The following is a 16,598-nucleotide window of genomic DNA, read 5'->3' on the forward strand; positions in this document are numbered from 1 at the left end:
GGATACGGCGCCGCATTGCATAAAGTCGGGCCCAGAGGTCAGGACGGGATCAACCCGCCGGCCGCAAACGGGCAGACGCCACAGGGATCACATCGATGACCACACTCAGCGACCCGCCGCGCGAGTCGTTCCGGCTTTCGATGCTGGTGAACGACACGCGTTATCGCTCGTACACCTTCCAGTTTATCGCGCTGGTCTGCGTTGCCGCGTTGTTCGCCTATCTCGGGTCGAACCTTGTCGCGAACCTGCGGGCCGCCGGGCTCAACATCAGTTACGACTTCCTCGGCGATCCGTCGGGCTACGACATCAACCAGACCCTGATCGACTACACCAGCCAGTCGAGCCACCTGCGCGCCTCGATCGCGGGGCTGTTGAACACGCTCCTGGTATCGATCCTCGCCTGCATCACGGCGACGATCATCGGCGTCGCGGCGGGCGTTCTTCGCCTGTCGAACAACTGGCTCGTGTCGAAGCTGATGGCGGTCTACGTCGAGATGTTCCGCAATGTGCCGGTGCTGATCTGGATCATCATCATCTTCACGATCATGACCGCCGTCGCCCCGGCGCCGAGTGCGTTTCGCGGCGACGACCCCGACGCATCGATGCTGTTCGGGATGTTCGCCTTCACGAACCGCGGCGTCTACATCCCGAAGCCGCTGTTCGAGCCGTTGGGATGGGTCGTGCTGGGGGTCTTCCTGATCTCGATCGTCGGCGCGATTCTCTATCGGCGGTACGCGACCAAGGTGCTTTACGACGAGGGTCGGCTGCTGCCGACGACATGGCCGACCGTCGCGATCGTTCTGGTGCCGGCGATCCTCGCCTACTTCATTCTGGGCCGTCCGATCGCGCTGGAGATCCCGGAGCTCGGCGGCTTCAACTTCTCGGGCGGAATCACGCTTCTCGGGTCGTTGATCGCGCTGTGGTTCGCGCTCGCCATCTATACCGGCGCGTTCATCGCCGAGAACGTGCGCGCGGGCATCCAGTCGGTCAGCCGGGGCCAGACCGAGGCGGCCGCGGCCCTCGGGCTGCGCCCGCGCCGCATCATGAACCTCGTGGTGCTGCCTCAGGCGCTGAGGGTGATCGTGCCGCCGCTGATTTCCCACTACCTGAACATCACCAAGAACTCGTCGCTGGCGATCGCGGTCGGCTACATGGACCTGACCGGCACGCTCGGGGGCATCACGCTCAACCAGACCGGTCGCGCGATCGAGACGATCCTGCTCCTGATGTTGTTCTATCTCCTGATCAGCCTGTCGATCTCGGCGATCATGAACGTCTACAACAACGCCGTTCGCCTGAAGGAGCGCTGACATGTCCGACATGCACGAGCACTCGGTCGGCTGGTCGCGCGACACGCTGATCGACGAGCAGCCGGCGCCGGCGGCAGAGCGTGGAGTCGTCAGGTGGATGCGCGCCAACCTGTTCTCCACGATCCCGAACGCGCTCCTGACCTTGGTGGCGCTCTGGTGCCTCTACCAGCTCATCGCGGGGGTGTTGCCGTGGCTTGCCAACGGGATCTGGGACGCGCCGTCGCTGTCGGCTTGCCGCGAGATCCTGCAGGGCGCGACGGGTGGCTGCTTCGCGGTGCTGACGGAGCGGTGGAATCAGCTCCTGTTCGGTTTCCAGTACCCGTCCGAACTCTATTGGCGTCCGGCGACGGCGTTCATCCTGCTCTTCGTGGCGCTGGCGCCGGTGCTGTTCTACAAGGTCTTCCCGCGGTCGATGCTGATCTTTACCGCGATCTATCCGTTCCTCGCCTACTGGCTGATCTGGGGCGGGTCGATCCTGACGCCGGTCTGCGCGGCGCTTGGCTTCGTCGCCGGTTACCTCGTCTATTCGCGCTTCATCACGCAGAGCTTCGCGATCGGGTTCTTCGGCGGCATCGCGGCGGCGTTGGTGTTCTGGTGGCTCACGGGTTTCTTCAACTTCACCGGCATTTTGGCGCTCGAACCTGTCGACAGCCGAAACATGGGTGGGTTCATGCTGAACCTGATCCTCGGCACGGTCTGCGTGTCGCTGTCGATCCCGATCGGCATCGCGTTGGCGCTGGGGCGGCAGTCGAACATGCCGATCATCAAGTGGATCTGCGTGATCTTCATCGAGTTCGTGCGCGGGGTTCCCCTGATCACGCTGCTGTTCGTGGCGAACGTGGTTCTGGCCTACTTCCTGCCGCCGGGATCGAACTTCGACCTGATCCTGCGCGTGATCATCATGATCACGATGTTCGCCTCCGCCTATATCGCCGAGGTGATCCGCGGCGGTCTCGCGGCGCTGCCGAAGGGCCAGTACGAGGCGGCGGATTCGCTGGGGCTCGACTACCCCCAGGCGATACGCCTCGTGATCCTGCCGCAGGCGCTCAAGATCTCGATCCCCGGCATCGTCAACGTGGCCGTGGGCCTGTTCAAGGATACGACGCTCGTGTCGATCATCTCAATGTTCGATCTCGTCGGCATGATCCGCGGGCCCATTCTCGCTTCAACCGAGTGGAACGGCGTCTACTGGGAGCTGCTGAGCTTTGCCGCGCTCCTGTTCTTCGTCACCTGCTACGGTATCTCGCAATATTCCCAGTGGCTCGAGCGGCAGCTCAACACGGACCGCCGGTAAGGAGTTCAGTCAATGGCAGACACCGCAGTCGAGACGTCGAAACCGGCGCAGATGCAGGTTTCGGATGAGGTCGCGATCCAGATCTCGAACATGAACAAGTGGTTCGGGACCTTCCACGTCCTGCGCGACATCGACCTGACCGTCTATCGCGGCGAGAGGATCGTGATCGCGGGGCCGTCGGGGTCGGGCAAGTCCACCCTGATCCGCTGCATCAACGCGCTGGAGGAACACCAGCGCGGACGGATCGAGGTGGACGGCACGGTGCTGTCGTCGGACATCAAGAACATCGACACGATCCGCTCCGAAGTCGGGATGGTGTTCCAGCATTTCAACCTGTTCCCGCACCTGACGATCCTGGAGAACTGCACGCTCGCGCCGATCTGGGTGCGCAAGATCCCCAAGCACGAGGCCGACAAGACGGCCATGCACTTTCTCGAGAAGGTCAAGATCCCGGAGCAGGCCGACAAGTATCCCGGCCAGCTTTCGGGCGGGCAGCAGCAGCGCGTGGCGATCGCCCGATCGCTGTGCATGCGTCCCCGGATCATGCTCTTCGACGAGCCCACCTCCGCGCTCGACCCCGAGATGATCAAGGAAGTGCTCGACACGATGGTCGAGCTGGCCGAAGAAGGGATGACGATGATCTGCGTCACCCACGAGATGGGCTTTGCCCGTCAGGTGGCGAACCGCGTCATCTTCATGGACCAGGGCCAGATCGTCGAACAGAACGAACCCGAGGAGTTCTTCAACAACCCGCAGAATCCGCGGACGAAGCTCTTTCTCAGCCAGATCCTCGGCCACTGATCCCTCGTGTGGCTCGAGGCACGAGGGGGCGCGGCGGTTCCCCCCGGACGCCGCGCCCCTGATCGCTCGATCAGGTCTCTGCCGCGTGCCGCCCGGCCCACAGCCCGGTGGCGAGGCACGCGGTGATCAGGTAGCCGCCGGTCGGCGCCTCCCAGTCCAGCATCTCGCCGGCAGCGAAGACACCCGGCCGCGCCGCGATCTCCAGTCCGGGCGACAGGCCCGGCCAGGCAAGGCCGCCGGCGGTCGAGATCGCCTCGTCGAGCGGGGCGAGCCCGGCATGCGGGACGGGCACCGCCTTGAGCAGGCGCGCGACGGACTGAGGATCCCGCGGCAGCGGTCTGGCACATTCGAGCACCAGCGCGCGCGCCGCCGGCGACAGCCGCGCCGCCTTGCGCAGACGGTTCGACGCGCTTTCGCGCGAGGGCCGGGCGGCGATGCGCGCCGCAAGCGTCTCGGGCGCCACGTCGGGCGCGAGATCGATCGCCAGAGCCGCGTTCTCACGGAGCTCGGGCGACAGCGGGTAAAGCGCTCCGCCTTCGAGCCCGGTGCGCGCGATCACGATCTCGCCGCGGGTGGTGCGCCCGCCCGCACCGAGCGCCACGTTCTTGAGCGGGGCGCCGAAATGCGCTGCCATGTGCGCCGACCAATCGACGCGCAGCCCGGCATTCGCGGGTGCGAACGGCACGACCGGCGCGCCGGTGGCCTCGAGGATCCCCGCCCAGGCGCCGTCGGAGCCGAGCCGCGCCCAGCTCGCGCCGCCGAGCGCGAGGACAGTCACCGACGGCGCGAGCCGCACTGGCCCGTCGGGCGTGTCGAACAGCGTGTCGGCGCCCGCCCACCCGCGCCAGGCCCAGCGTGTCCGCGCATCGAGGCCAAGCCCGGCAAGCCGCGCCAGCCACGCCCGCAGAAGCGGTGAGGCCTTCATCGCGGTTGGAAACACCCGACCGGTCGTGCCTGTGAAGAGCGGTTGGCCCAGTTCCTCTGCCCACCGCGTCACCGCCGCTGGGGGAAAGGCCCGGATCATCGGGGCGAGAGTGCCGGCCGCTTCGCCGTAGGCCGCGAGGCAGGTCTCGGTGTCCTCGTCCTTGGTCAGGTTCAGCCCGGACTTCCCGGCCATCAGGAATTTGCGCGCGAGGCTCGGGCGCTGCTCGGCCAAAATCACACGGCGCCCGGCGGAGAGGAGCGTGTCGGCCGCCATCAGGCCCGCCGGACCGCCGCCGATGACGAGGGCGTCGCACTCTGTCGCTGCCAAACTTGAACTCCGCGCCGCCCGTGTCAGGTCGTCATGTCCGAGCCCGACCGGAGGCGCAAGCGATGAGCGACCCGATCTGCCCCCTCTGCGGGCGGCCGATCCCGCCCGACGTGCGGCAGAGCCTGCACCACCTCGTGCCGAAGCTGAAGGGCGGCAAGGGCGGCCCGGTCGTGCTGCTGCACCAGATCTGCCACAACGAGATCCACGCCACGTTCACCGAAGCCGAACTCGCCCGCGACTTCTGCACGCCCGAAGCGCTGCGCGCGCATCCGCGGATGGCCGGGTTCCTGCGCTGGGTGGCCAAGCGTCCGCCGGGATTCCACAAGCGCAGCGCCGGCGGCCGGCGCAAACGCTGAACGGTATGGGGCGCGCGGACGCCGAGTGGAGCGGGACGGCGCGCATGCCTGGTGGCAAACCGGTCGCACGCATCGGATCGCGGGGGCTCTGCCCCCGCACGCACAACTCGCGGGGGCTCTGCCCCCGCACCCCCGGGGTTTTCGGCAAGATGAAGGATCGCGGCGGTGCGCGCGGCGGCGACGGGCGTGGCCCGCGTCCGGCGGCGCGTCCTCAGCTGGCGTTCATCCGCTCGACGTAGGCACGCATTTCCTCGGCCTCGTGACGGGCCTCGCGCAGTCCTTCCATCGCGGCGGCCAGTTCGGCCTCCGTCTGGGCGAGCTGGTTTGTGAGCTCGGCCTCGCGCTGCTGCAGGTAGGTGATCGCCTGGTCGCGGGTCTCCTCGGCCTCGTGCAGCTCTTGGCTCATGCGCTCGAGCTCGTTCACGTCGGCCTGGCTCACCCGCGTGAAGCGATGCACCAGCCAGTTCGCGAACCATCCGAGGCAGAACGCCACGAACAGGATGATCGCGGTCGCGACAATGAACTCAATCCTGTTCATCCTCCGGCCCTTCCTCGGCGCTCGTTGCGGCGGCGTCGGAGGCCGCAGCCTCCGTCACAGCTTCATCGCCCGTCGGGACGGGATATTCAACGTCTTCCGGACCCGGCGCGGCGTCTTCGCCCGCGTCCTCCGCCTCGTCCAGGCGGAATTCGATCCGGCGGTTGGCCTCGCGGCCGGCCTCGGTGTCGTTGTCGGCGATCGGCTCGGCCTCGCCGTAGCCGACGGCGCGGTAGGACGCGGTGAGCACCCGGCGCTGCCGCAGCGCGTCGAGCACCGCCTGCGCGCGCTCCTGGCTCAGCTGCTCGTTCATCACCTCGCGGCCCTGGCTGTCGGTGTGGCCCTGGATCTCCAGCGGGATCTCTCCGCAGACCTTGAGGAGATCCGCCACCTCGTCGAGCAGTTCGCGGGTGGAGCCGTCGAGCACCGCGGAACCCGGTTCGAACGTGATCTTGCGCGCGCCGATGATCTGGCGGATCTGGTCGACGCATTCGGCCGGGGTGGGAATCCCCAGGGTCGGGTCGAGGCGTTCGAGATAGGCGACCTCGATGTCGTAATCGTCCGTGCCGAGTTTTTCCGACAGGAGCGCCGCGATCTCCGCGCTGGCGTCCGGATTGCCGGTGTCGCCGCGCACCGCGATGCTCTCGGGCGTGACGGTCACCGCGCCGTTGGCCATCATCGACAGCGCCTCGAGCGCGGCCAGCACACGCGCCGACCAGCCGTCGGGCAGGTCGTCGTCGATGCGCGCGCCGACCGACACCGCCTCCGATCCGAACCGTGCCCGCGCGTAGCTGTCGGCGGTGGTGCGCGCCATCTCGGAGTCGATGCGGCCCCGCAGCTGCACCCGGCCCTCGGGGCTGAGGGTGGCGCTGAATTCGACCGGGCCGCGGTCGGCGTCGGGATCGGGGGGCTCGGGCAGCACCGCGTCGAGCACGAACCCGTCCGGCAGCGCGGCCTCGAGATCCGCGGTCACGTCGTCGAACCGCGCCGGCGGCGTGCCCACGGGGGCGATGAACGAGACGTCAGCGTTGGAAAAGGTCGCCTGCCCGCCGCCGAGCGCGTCGACAGCACCGATCGCGGCCACGGCCGCGTCGCTCCAGGCGCGCGACGGCACGCCGAGCCCGACCACGCAGCCCGCGCCCTCGGCGGCGCCGGCGGCGCGCGCGGCCTCGAGGATCGCCGCGCGCGCCTCCTCGGTGTCGGCAGAGCAGGCATCGAAGCGGGTGCCCGCGTCGTCCTTCACGAACCGCAGCGTGAACGGCGACAGCACCGGGCGCGGCGCCGACAGATCGAGCGCGAGCCGTGTTCCCTCCGGCGCCGCGGCCTCGAGATCGGCCTGCACCTCGCGCCGGGCCTGGGCGCTGTCGGTCATCGCCTGCACCGCCACTTGCCCGGCCTCGGCCGAGATCTTGGCGCGCGGCAGCTCTTCGAGTGCGAGGGTGGCCAGCTGCATCGCGTCGCCCCAGCCGTCCGGCACCGGGAACCGGGCCGTCTCGAGGAGGTCCGACACGCCGTCGGGGTCGCCCACGATGTTGCCGGCGAGCTCGATCAGGCGCGCGCGATCGTACTCCGCCGGCACCAGGCCGATCAGCGACACGGTGCTGTCGTTGCGCAGGATCTCCACCGAGAAATGCGGCGGGTCGACCGCCTCGGGCTCGGCGACGAGGGTTTCGTCGATGACCCGGGCGGCATCGACGACCTTGCCGGCCGCGGAAATGGCGCGGAACCGTGCCGCCTCGTCCGGCGCGGTGCCGTGGACGAACACCTGCAGCCCGTTGGCGTCGACACCGGCCCAGTCGATGCCCTCGCGTTCCAGGCGCCGTTCGACGCCCGCGGCCGAGTTCTGTTCGACCATGCGTACGGAAATCGACGCGGCCACGGCGCAGAGGGCGGCGGCGGCGGTGAAGGTGGCGGCGAGGATGGCGATGGCAGACAGGCGCATGGAATCGGTGTCCGGGACCGTTCAGGAAGGGGTTCGTGATACGGGCGCCGGCGCCCGCCCGCAATCAGGCGAGACAGGCAGCGGCGAAAAACAGCACGGGCAGAAGGCCCGCGTTGCGGTTCGAGCGAAAGAGCGACAGGAGGCGATCGTGATCGCCGAGATCGACCCGGCGCAGCTGCCACAGCATGTGCCAGCCCATTGCCCAGGGCCCGATCAGCGCGAGCACGAGCATTCCGATCTCGCCGTCCGGCGCGGCCACGATGACGGCGAGCCCCATCAGCGCGACAGCGGCGACGAGAAACACCGCCAGCGCGCGCGGAGTCGCGTCGCCGAAGAGCCGGGCGGTCGATTTCACGCCGATCAGGGCGTCGTCCTCCTTGTCCTGGTGGGCGTAGATCGTGTCGTAGAACAGAGTCCACGCCATGCCGGCGACGTAGAGCAGCAGCGCCGGCCAGCCGAGCGTGCCGGTATGCGCCGTCCAGGCCAGCAGCGCCCCCCAGTTGAAGGCGAGCCCGAGGAAGATCTGCGGCCACCAGGTGAAGCGCTTGGCGAAGGGATAGATCGTGACCGGCAGGAGCGCGAGAATCCCGAGCCCGATGGCCGCCCAGTTGAACGTGATGAGGATACAGAAGGCGGCGAGCGATTGCGCACAGCCCCAGGCGAAGGCGGCGCGGGCGCTCACCGCGCCCGAGGGGATCGGCCGCGCGGCCGTGCGCGCCACCGACCCGTCGATGCCGCGGTCGGTGATGTCGTTCCACGTGCAGCCCGCGCCGCGCATCAGGATCGCGCCAAGCCCGCAGCCCGCGAAGATCCACGCGTCGTGCCAGCGCGCGCCACCGGTCGCCGCGATGGCCAAGAAAAGCCCCCACCAGCAGGGCAGCAGCAACAGCCACGTGCCGATCGGACGGTCGAGCCGCGACAGCCTGAAATAGGGTTTCCACGCCTCCGGCGCGAGGCGATCGACCCAGTTGCCGCGATAGGCGTCGGCGATCGCGCCGCTCGGCTCTGGCGCCGGGGAGGTGTCGGGCATAGGGTCCGCTCCATGGCTCGTGTCAGGCTGTTTGTAGAGCACCCGCTCGGGGCGGGACAACCGGTGCCGCTGTCGCGCGAGGCGGCGCACTACCTCTTCGGGGTCATGCGGCTGGCCGAGGGGGCGACGCTGGCCGTGTTCAACGGCGAAGACGGCGAATGGGCCGCGCGGGTCGTCGAGGCCGGCAAGAAGGGCGGCACCCTCGAGGCGGTGGAGCGCACCGCGCCGCAGTGGGCGCCGCCGGATCTCTGGCTTTTGTTCGCCCCGGTCAAGAAGGCGCGCACGGACTTCATCGTCGAGAAGGCGGTGGAGATGGGCGTGCGCCGGCTGGTGCCGGTGGCAACCGAGCACACGAATTCCGAGCGCATCCGCCGCGATCGTCTGCAGGCCCATGCGCGCGAGGCCGCCGAACAATGCGGCGCCGTCTTCGTGCCCGAGGTCGCGGACCTCGCCCGGCTCGCCGACACGCTCGCCGCCTGGCCCGAGGCGCGGCGGATCATGTTCTGCGACGAGGGCGCTGCCGGGGCGGCCGGCATACCGGAGCGCGCGCCCGACGAGCCGGGCCCCTGGGCGATCCTCATCGGGCCCGAGGGCGGGTTCTCCGAGGCGGAGCGGTCGCGGCTGCGCGCGATGCCGCAGGCGTGGGTCACCGCGCTCGGGCCACGGATCCTGCGCGCCGATACCGCCGCCGTCGCCGCGCTGACCCTGTGGCAGAGCCGGCTGGGAGATTGGCGATGATCCGGCCGGGCGCCGAGGCGGCGCTGCGCCGCTGGGCCGAGACGCTGATCGGGGCGGCCGTCGTGCTCGTCGGGCTCCTCTGGGTGCCGCGCGGCGGCGGCGCGCTCGGCTGGGTCGTCGCCGCCGGCGGGCTCGCGCTGGCCGTCGCCGGCGCGCAGCGCGCGCGCTTCGGCGCGGGCGGCGGCGGGCCCGGCATCGTCAGCGTCACCGAAGGGCGCATCGCCTATTTCGGCCCGCGCGACGGCGGCATCGCCGATCTCGACGCGATCACCGCGCTGACCTACGAGCCGCAGGCGCGCCCGGCGGCCTGGCGGCTCGACCGTGCCGCCGACGCGCCGCTCGTGATTCCGGCCAACGCCGAGGGCGCCGAGCGTCTGTTCGATGCCTTCGCGGCCCTTCCCGGGCTCGACACCGAGGCTGTCCTCCGGGCGCGCCGGTCGGCCGCGGACGGTCCGGTCGTGATCTGGCGCAGGGGCTCCGTGCACCCGGCGGTGACCGGCCCGCATTGACACCCCGCGCGCTTGGCTACATCCCTCGGGACCGAAGCCGCGCACGACACCGGAGCCCGCATCGCATGTCCATTCCCCAACAAGGCGGCGGGCCGATCGAAAGCCGCGATCAGCTCGCGGACTATCTCGCCCGCGGGTGCAAGCCGCCCGAGGCGTGGCGCATCGGCACCGAGCACGAGAAGTTCGGCTACGTGAAGGAGACGCTCGCGCCGCTTCCCTATGACGGTCCGACCTCGGTGCGCGCGGTGCTCGAGGGGCTGCGCGACCGCCATGGATGGAACGGGATCGAGGAAAGCGGCCACCTGATCGGTCTCGAAAAGGACGGCGCCAACGTTTCCCTCGAACCGGGCGGCCAGCTCGAACTGTCCGGCGCTCCGCTCGAGACGATCCACCAGACCTGTGACGAGGTGAACCGCCACCTCGCCGAGGTGCGCGACGTCGCCGACGCCGTGGGGGCCGGTTATATCGGTCTCGGCGCCGCGCCGACCTGGGCGCACGAGGACATGCCGATGATGCCCAAGGGCCGCTACCGGATCATGACCGACTACATGGACCGCGTCGGCACGATGGGAAAGACGATGATGTACCGCACCTGCACGGTGCAGGTGAATCTCGACTTCGCCTCCGAGGCCGACATGGTCAAGAAGCTGCGTGTGGCGCTGGCGCTGCAGCCGGTGGCGACCGCGCTGTTCGCCAATTCGCCTTTCCTCGACGGCCGCGAAAACGGCCACAAGTCCTGGCGCAGCCGCGTCTGGCGCGATCTCGATCCCGACCGCACCGGCATGCTGCCCTTCGTGTTCGAGGACGGCTTCGGCTTCGAGGCCTGGGTCGACTACGCGCTCGACGTGCCGATGTACTTCGTCTATCGCGACGGGCGCTATCTCGACGCCTCCGGTCAATCCTTCCGCGACTTCCTCGACGGGCGCCTGCCGGCGCTGCCGGGCGAGGTGCCGACGCTGTCGGACTGGGCCGATCACCTGACCACGATCTTCCCCGAAGCGCGGATCAAGAAGTTCATCGAGATGCGCGGTGCCGACGGTGGCCCGTGGCGCCGGCTCTGCGCGCTGCCGGCCTTCTGGGTGGGGCTGATGTACGACCAGTCCGCGCTCGACGCCGCATGGGATCTCGCCAAGGGCTGGGATGCCGCCACGCGCGAGGGCATGCGGATCGCGGCGTCGGTCGACGGGTTGCAGGCCAAGGTGGGCGAGGTCGACATGCACACCCTCGCGCGCGAGGTGCTGGAACTGTCCGAGGCCGGGCTGAAGGCCCGCGCGCGCCAGGGCGCCGGCGGCCTCCTGCCCGACGAGACGCATTTCCTGAACGCGCTGAAGGACAGCGTCGAGAGCGGGCAGGTGCCCGCGGACGAACTGCTCGAGCGCTATCGCGGCGATTGGGATGGCGACCTCAGTCGCGTCTTCGCCGAATACAGCTACTGACGCCCGGGCGCCCCGCGAGGGCTGCGCGCGCCGCGAGTCCCTTCATCTTGCCGAAAACCCCGGGGGTGCGGGGGCAGAGCCCCCGCGGGTCGTGTGTGCGGGAGCCGGGCGCCCGGGCGGCCGTCGCGCGCTCGGCCTCAGTATCCCAGCGCGCAACCGTCCTTGCGCGGATCGGACGCGCCCTCGAGCACGCCGTCCGGCCGGATGGCGATGGCCTGGGCGCCGCCGATCGGCGTGTGCGGCACCCCGACATCGTGCCCGCGCGCGGAAAGCTCCGCGTGAAGCGTTTCCGGGTAGCCGCGTTCGACCATGAGCGTGTCGCCTTCGAAGAACGTGCGCGGGGCGTCGAGCGCGCCCTGAAGGTCCATCCCGAAGGACACGAGGCTGGTGACGACCCGCGCGTGGCCGCACGGCTGGTACTGCCCGCCCATGACGCCGAACGGCATCCGCGTGCCGTCCGCACGGTCGAGCAGCGCCGGGATGATCGTGTGCATCGGCCGCTTGCCCGGAGCGAGCGCATTGGGGTGTCCTGGCTCGAGCGAGAATCCCGCGCCGCGGTTCTGGAACAGGATGCCGAAGCGTGGGCTGGCGATCCCCGACCCGAAGCCGTGGAAGATCGAGTAGATCAGCGACACCGCCATGCGGTCGCGATCGACGACGGTGATGTAGACTGTGTCGCGGTGCACCGCCTCCGACGCCGGGGCGGGCATCGGCAGCGCTTGCGCGGGGTCGATCAGCGCGGCGAGGCCCGCTGCGGTGTCCGGCGACAGCATGTGCTCGAGCCGGGTCACGTGATCCGGATCGGCGAGGAAGCGGTTGCGCGCGTCGTAGGCGAGCTTGGCCGCCTCGATCTCCAGGTGCACCCGGTCGGCCCCGTTCGGATCGAGCGCCGAAAGATCGAACCGGCTCAGGATGTTGAGGATCAGGAGCGCGGTCGCGCCCTGTCCGTTCGGCGGATGCTCGGTCAACGTCGCATCGCCGTAACCGCCCGCGATCGGCGCCCCGATGTCGGTGCGCGCGGCAGCGAAATCCTCCGGCGTGTGTCCGGCCCCGGCCAGCGCGGCGAGCATGTCGGCGGCGACCTCGCCCTCGTAGAAGCCCGCGCGCCCGTCCCGGGCGATCCGGCGCAGCACCTCGGCCTGGCCGGGCAGAGCGATCCGCGCGCCCGGCGCCGGCGCCCCGTCGCCGGGCTGAAAATGCCGCCGGGCGTCCGGGCCGAGCACGTCGGTCAGCCCCGCCCAGTCGAAGGCGACACGGGGCGCGACCGGCACGCCGGCCTCGAAATAGTCGATCGCGGGCGCGAGGCAGCGGTCGAGCCCGAGCCGACCCCACCGCTCCGACATGGTGCAGAACGCGTCGACCGCGCCGGGGATGGTCACCGCATGCGGGCTCGAGAGCGGCATCGTTGCGTGACCCTCGGCGCGCAGCCGCTCGGCATCCGCGGCCGCATGCGCGCGGCCGGAGCCGTTCACCGCCACGATGTCCTTGCCGGGCTCGGACACGAGAGCGAAGGCATCGCCGCCGAGTCCTGTCATGTGCGGCTCGCACACACCCAGAAGAACGGCGCCGGCGATCGCGGCATCCGCGGCCGAACCGCCCGCCTGCAGGATTCGCAGGGCCTCCTGAGCGGCCAGGGGATGCGAGGTGGCGCACATGCCGTTTTCCGCGAAGACCGCGGAGCGGCCGGGCAGGTGAAAGTCGCGCATCTGGGGGATCTCCTTCGTCGCGGCCCAGCCTAGGCAGCCGGCCGGTCGCGTCAACTCGGAAGGAGGTCGGGGAAAGTCCTCGGCGCCGCGCACTGGGTGGGGGCTGTTGCAACGCGACGCCGAGGGAAGCCTTATGCAGCTACGGTGCCGTATGTAAGGGGGCATTCGGGCCCAATTTGGCTGGCAATTTGACAATTCCACGACCCGGTCGGTCCCGGATCGACCACAGTCGCGCGCCACGCTCCGCGTTGTCGCGCATGCGGCAATGCGGCCGCCCGGCTTTGCGTGGTACGCGTCTCGTCTTGCGGCACGCGAGCGGCCCTTCGCGCCGTGCCGCTGCGCGCCCGGTCAGCTCTGAATCGCCGGTCCATCGTGTTGTCGCGCCGCCGCGAAAGCGGTCCCGGCACCACGTCAGACGACGCCATCGTGAAGCCGGTCCAGCATGATCCGCATCCGAAGCCGGTTGCGTCCGTGCGTCCGGCTGTAGTCGAGGCTGTGGGTGAGCGCTCGGATCAGGTGCCAGCCGAAACCACCCTCCGGCAGATCTGAGAGGTCGCGCGACAGGTCCGGCAGGTCGCCGCGCGGCAGGGCAAGGCCCGGCATCGGGGCGCCCTGATCCTCGACGAGCACGCTGAGGTGCCCGGGTTCGAGGATCGCGCGGACCTCGATCCGGCCTGCCGGACATCCGCGCAGCGCGTGTTCGGCGACGTTGTTCAGCGCTTCGCCGACCACCAGGGCACTCAGCCCGGCCTGCGCCGCATTCAGTCCCGCAACCCGCAGATCCGCCTCGAAGCGCAGCAGCGCGGATCGAATGTCCACCGGCGTGGCATGCAGGTGCAGGGTTGTGGCGGCATCGCCGACTGCGGCGCCAGCGCGTCCCGAAGACGGTTCATCCGCCGGCATGCGCGATGCTGGCCGCGGCGATGTCCGCGTGGATGGCAAAGATCGTGTCCATCCGGGTCAGCCGGAACACCTTGTCGACATTCGGTTGCAGGGCCACGAGATCGAGCCGCCGGCCCGGCCCGAGATGCTTCATCGCCGCGACCACGGCGCCGAGGCCGCTCGAATCGACGAACTCGACCCGCGAAAGGTCCAGGAGGATCCGCGTCTCGGGTCCGGAGGAGGCCTCCCGCATCGCGTCCTTGAACTGGATTGCGCTGGCGGCGTCGATCCGCGTGGCGTCGACGCGGACGATCAGCGCACCCGCGAGGGATTCGGTCGAAAGCAGCATGTGGCGATCCTCCGGCTGGCCGCGTGCGGGCACGCTAGGCGCAAAACCTTTCCAAACGCTTTGCGGGATGCCAGATCATGGGCAGCAACGGAGGAGGAGAGCCCGATGCACGAGATCGTCATCACCGCCGCGCGGCGCACGCCCATGGGCGGCTTTCAGGGGGCGCTCGCGGGTGCAACCGCGGCCGAGCTCGGCGGTGCCGCGATCCGCGCCGCGCTGGACGACGCACCCGGCGTCGCGCCCGAGGAGGTCGTCATGGGCTGCGTGCTGCCGGCCGGGCAGGGGCAGGCGCCGGCCCGCCAGGCCGGCTTTGCCGCCGGTCTTGGCGAGGAGGTGCCGGCGACGACGCTGAACAAGATGTGCGGCTCCGGGATGAAGGCCGCGATGATGGCGTGGGACCGCCTCGCGCTGGGACAGGCCGACGCGCTCGTCGCGGGCGGGATGGAGAGCATGACCAACGCCCCATACCTGCTGCCGAAGATGCGGAGCGGTGCCCGGCTCGGCCATGGCGAGGTCGTCGATCACATGTTTCTCGACGGGCTCGAGGACGCCTACGACAAGGGCCGCCTGATGGGCACCTTCGCCGAGGATTGCGCCGAGGCCTACCAGTTCACGCGCGAGGCGCAGGACGCCTACGCGCTGGCGTCCCTGTCGCGGGCGCTCGACGCGCAGTCGAGCGGCGCCTTCGCCGCCGAGATCGTCGCCACGACCGTCTCCGGGCGCAAGGGGCCGACGGAGGTGCAGGAGGACGAACAGCCGGGCGCTGCGCGCCCCGACAAGATCCCGCAGCTGAAGCCGGCGTTCCGGAAGGACGGCACGGTGACCCCGGCGAATTCCTCTTCGATCTCCGATGGCGCGGCCGCGATCGTGCTGGAGCGGCGCGACACCGCGGAGGCCGCGGGGCGGGCGCCGCGCGCGCGCATTCTCGGTCATGCCACGCACGCCCAGGCGCCCGGGCTCTTCACCACCGCGCCGGTGCCCGCGGCGCGGAAGCTGCTCGACCGCGTCGGCTGGCGCGTCGAGGATGTGGACCTGTGGGAAGTCAACGAGGCTTTCGCGGTGGTTCCGATGGCGTTCATGCACGAAATGGGGCTGAGCCATGACGTTGTGAACGTGAATGGCGGAGCCTGCGCGCTCGGCCATCCCATCGGCGCGTCCGGCGCGCGCATCCTCGTCACGCTGCTGCATTCGCTCGAGGCGCACGACCTGCGCCGCGGCGTGGCCGCGATCTGCATCGGCGGCGGCGAGGGTACGGCGGTCGCGATCGAACGGGTCTGAGGCGCGGCCGCCGCGACGCTCAGCCGTCGCCTGTTGCGGGCTCCGCCGGGGCCGGATCGAGATTCGGCCCGTCGAGGATGTCGAGAAAGGCCGCCACCTGCGCGTCGAGCCACAGCCGCGCGCCGTCCACTGCCGCGACGTATCCGGCCAGCGGGTCGGCCGCGGCTGGCAGCGCGGCGGCGATGCGCGGCGCCATTACGTAAAGCGCGATAAGGGCTGCCCCGATCAGGATGACCACGGCAAAGCCGCGTCCGAAACCGCCGCGTTGCGGCTCGGGCTCGGGCGCGCGACCCTGCGGCGTCTCGACCGGGCGCCGTTCGTCGGCGGAGCGCAGCGTCTGGTTGATCTCGTCCACGTCCGGCAGCAGGTCGCGTCGCGACGCGCTCTCGCGCTCCGACTCCGGGGATACGGGTAGCGGCGTCTCGTCGGGCTCGCGCAGCGCGGCACCGGCGCCGACGGCGCCGGTCGATGCCGCGGCACGCCGCGCCCGATCCGTCGGGTCCTCGTGGGTCTCGCCACGCATGCGGGCCATGCGCTCTCGCGCCTGACGGCTGCGGCGGGTCGCCTCGTCCTCGGGCTCCGCGTCGAGCGCGAGCTCGGTCTGGGTCTCGAGGCTGCTGCTTTCAGCGGCGCGGTGGCGCGCCTCGTACTCGGCCTCCTGCCGCAGCACGTCGGCAACCGCCGGATCGAGTTGGCGGCGCGGCGCGGCGTCTTCCTCGTGCTCGGCCACGGTCTCGGGTTCGGGCTCCGGATCCGCTTCCGGCTCCGGTTCGCGTTCGGTATGCGGGTCGGGGTCCGGCGCGGCCCCGGCGTCCCGAACAGGCGCGTGCGCCTCCGGCGCGTCGTCGGCCACCGGGTCGTCGGGATGCGCCTGGAACCACGTATGCCCGCAGTTCGAACACTGCACGTCGCGCCCGCCGGTCGGGATGACGTTCGCCGGCACCTCGTACTGCGCGCCGCAATTGGGGCAGATCAGCCGCATCGTGTTCGTCCCGCCTTCCCATCCGATCCGCCGGCTCGCGACCCTTCGCAACCGGCCCGACGACCATAAGCCGCCGTCAACGCGGCGGAAAGACCCTTGGCCCGGCCCGTGCGACATTGAATCCGGAGCGTGGCTCGGGCACAAGAGGCCGACGCCGGGCCGGCTGCCCGTCCGGCCCCGAACGCGAGCGATGGATAG

16 protein-coding genes are annotated in these 16,598 nt (G+C 70.2%); 8 read left to right on the forward strand and 8 right to left on the reverse strand.

Annotation, left to right across the window (positions count from 1 at the left end):
* Positions 1–95: 95 nt before the first annotated feature.
* From ROJ8625_RS14660 to ROJ8625_RS14670, 3 genes are read left to right on the forward strand one after another with little or no spacing between them, the layout of a single operon-like run.
* Positions 96–1,310 carry an amino acid ABC transporter permease gene (locus ROJ8625_RS14660; RefSeq protein WP_085792642.1) on the forward strand — a complete coding sequence of 405 codons (1,215 nt, stop codon included), beginning with the start codon at positions 96–98 and terminating at the stop codon, positions 1,308–1,310.
* 1 nt (position 1,311) lies between these two features.
* Complete coding sequence (locus ROJ8625_RS14665; RefSeq protein ID WP_085792643.1) at positions 1,312–2,604, forward strand: amino acid ABC transporter permease; 1,293 nt, start codon at positions 1,312–1,314, stop codon at positions 2,602–2,604.
* A gap of 12 nt (positions 2,605–2,616) precedes the next feature.
* A complete protein-coding gene (locus ROJ8625_RS14670; protein WP_085792644.1) occupies positions 2,617–3,405 on the forward strand; it encodes an amino acid ABC transporter ATP-binding protein in 789 nt (262 codons plus the stop codon).
* A gap of 70 nt (positions 3,406–3,475) precedes the next feature.
* On the opposite strand, the gene ROJ8625_RS14675 is transcribed toward ROJ8625_RS14670, so the two are convergent.
* Positions 3,476–4,657, reverse strand: a complete 1,182-nt coding sequence (locus ROJ8625_RS14675) for a TIGR03862 family flavoprotein (protein ID WP_268794702.1) — start codon at positions 4,655–4,657, stop codon at positions 3,476–3,478.
* A gap of 62 nt (positions 4,658–4,719) precedes the next feature.
* Here ROJ8625_RS14675 and ROJ8625_RS14680 point away from each other — a divergent pair, with 62 nt between their 5' ends.
* Complete coding sequence (locus tag ROJ8625_RS14680; RefSeq protein WP_085792645.1) at positions 4,720–5,013, forward strand: HNH endonuclease; 294 nt, start codon at positions 4,720–4,722, stop codon at positions 5,011–5,013.
* A 211-nt stretch (positions 5,014–5,224) separates the two neighbouring features.
* Here the strand turns inward: ROJ8625_RS14680 and ROJ8625_RS14685 are convergent, their stop codons facing one another.
* The 3 genes from ROJ8625_RS14685 to ubiA form a co-directional block, all read right to left on the reverse strand.
* Entirely contained in the window at positions 5,225–5,551 is a 327-nt protein-coding gene (locus ROJ8625_RS14685; protein ID WP_085792646.1) for a hypothetical protein, read from the reverse strand.
* The gene (locus ROJ8625_RS14690; protein WP_085792647.1) at positions 5,538–7,490 is read right to left on the reverse strand and encodes an OmpA family protein; all 1,953 of its coding nucleotides are present in this window, start codon (positions 7,488–7,490) and stop codon (positions 5,538–5,540) included. The genes ROJ8625_RS14685 and ROJ8625_RS14690 overlap by 14 nt, the downstream gene beginning before the upstream one ends.
* A 64-nt stretch (positions 7,491–7,554) precedes the next feature.
* Positions 7,555–8,520, reverse strand: a complete 966-nt coding sequence (gene ubiA / locus ROJ8625_RS14695; protein WP_085792648.1) for a 4-hydroxybenzoate octaprenyltransferase — start codon at positions 8,518–8,520, stop codon at positions 7,555–7,557.
* 12 nt (positions 8,521–8,532) lie between these two features.
* Between ubiA and ROJ8625_RS14700 the strand changes: the two genes are divergently transcribed.
* From ROJ8625_RS14700 to ROJ8625_RS14710, 3 genes are all read left to right on the forward strand, one after another.
* Positions 8,533–9,258: a 16S rRNA (uracil(1498)-N(3))-methyltransferase gene (locus tag ROJ8625_RS14700; RefSeq protein ID WP_085792649.1), complete on the forward strand. Its 726-nt coding sequence runs from the start codon at positions 8,533–8,535 to the stop codon at positions 9,256–9,258.
* Entirely contained in the window at positions 9,255–9,767 is a 513-nt protein-coding gene (locus tag ROJ8625_RS14705) for a hypothetical protein (RefSeq protein WP_085792650.1), read from the forward strand. The genes ROJ8625_RS14700 and ROJ8625_RS14705 overlap by 4 nt, the downstream gene beginning before the upstream one ends.
* Before the next feature lie 65 nt (positions 9,768–9,832).
* Entirely contained in the window at positions 9,833–11,203 is a 1,371-nt protein-coding gene (locus ROJ8625_RS14710) for a glutamate--cysteine ligase (protein ID WP_085792651.1), read from the forward strand.
* A 137-nt stretch (positions 11,204–11,340) separates the two neighbouring features.
* On the opposite strand, the gene ROJ8625_RS14715 is transcribed toward ROJ8625_RS14710, so the two are convergent.
* From ROJ8625_RS14715 to ROJ8625_RS14725, 3 genes are all read right to left on the reverse strand, one after another.
* Positions 11,341–12,909 (reverse strand): gamma-glutamyltransferase family protein, encoded by a 1,569-nt coding sequence (locus ROJ8625_RS14715; protein WP_085792652.1) that lies wholly within the window; start codon positions 12,907–12,909, stop codon positions 11,341–11,343.
* A gap of 411 nt (positions 12,910–13,320) precedes the next feature.
* Complete coding sequence (locus ROJ8625_RS14720) at positions 13,321–13,812, reverse strand: ATP-binding protein (RefSeq protein WP_085792653.1); 492 nt, start codon at positions 13,810–13,812, stop codon at positions 13,321–13,323.
* Positions 13,799–14,140 carry an STAS domain-containing protein gene (locus ROJ8625_RS14725; protein WP_085792654.1) on the reverse strand — a complete coding sequence of 114 codons (342 nt, stop codon included), beginning with the start codon at positions 14,138–14,140 and terminating at the stop codon, positions 13,799–13,801. The genes ROJ8625_RS14720 and ROJ8625_RS14725 overlap by 14 nt, the downstream gene beginning before the upstream one ends.
* A 105-nt stretch (positions 14,141–14,245) precedes the next feature.
* Here ROJ8625_RS14725 and ROJ8625_RS14730 point away from each other — a divergent pair, with 105 nt between their 5' ends.
* A complete protein-coding gene (locus ROJ8625_RS14730) occupies positions 14,246–15,418 on the forward strand; it encodes an acetyl-CoA C-acyltransferase (RefSeq protein WP_085792655.1) in 1,173 nt (390 codons plus the stop codon).
* A 19-nt stretch (positions 15,419–15,437) separates the two neighbouring features.
* Here the strand turns inward: ROJ8625_RS14730 and ROJ8625_RS14735 are convergent, their stop codons facing one another.
* A complete protein-coding gene (locus ROJ8625_RS14735; RefSeq protein WP_085792656.1) occupies positions 15,438–16,400 on the reverse strand; it encodes a zinc-ribbon domain-containing protein in 963 nt (320 codons plus the stop codon).
* Between the last annotated feature and the right edge of the window lie 198 nt (positions 16,401–16,598).

It is taken from the genome of Roseivivax jejudonensis, assembly GCF_900172265.1.
Lineage (GTDB): Bacteria > Pseudomonadota > Alphaproteobacteria > Rhodobacterales > Rhodobacteraceae > Roseivivax > Roseivivax jejudonensis.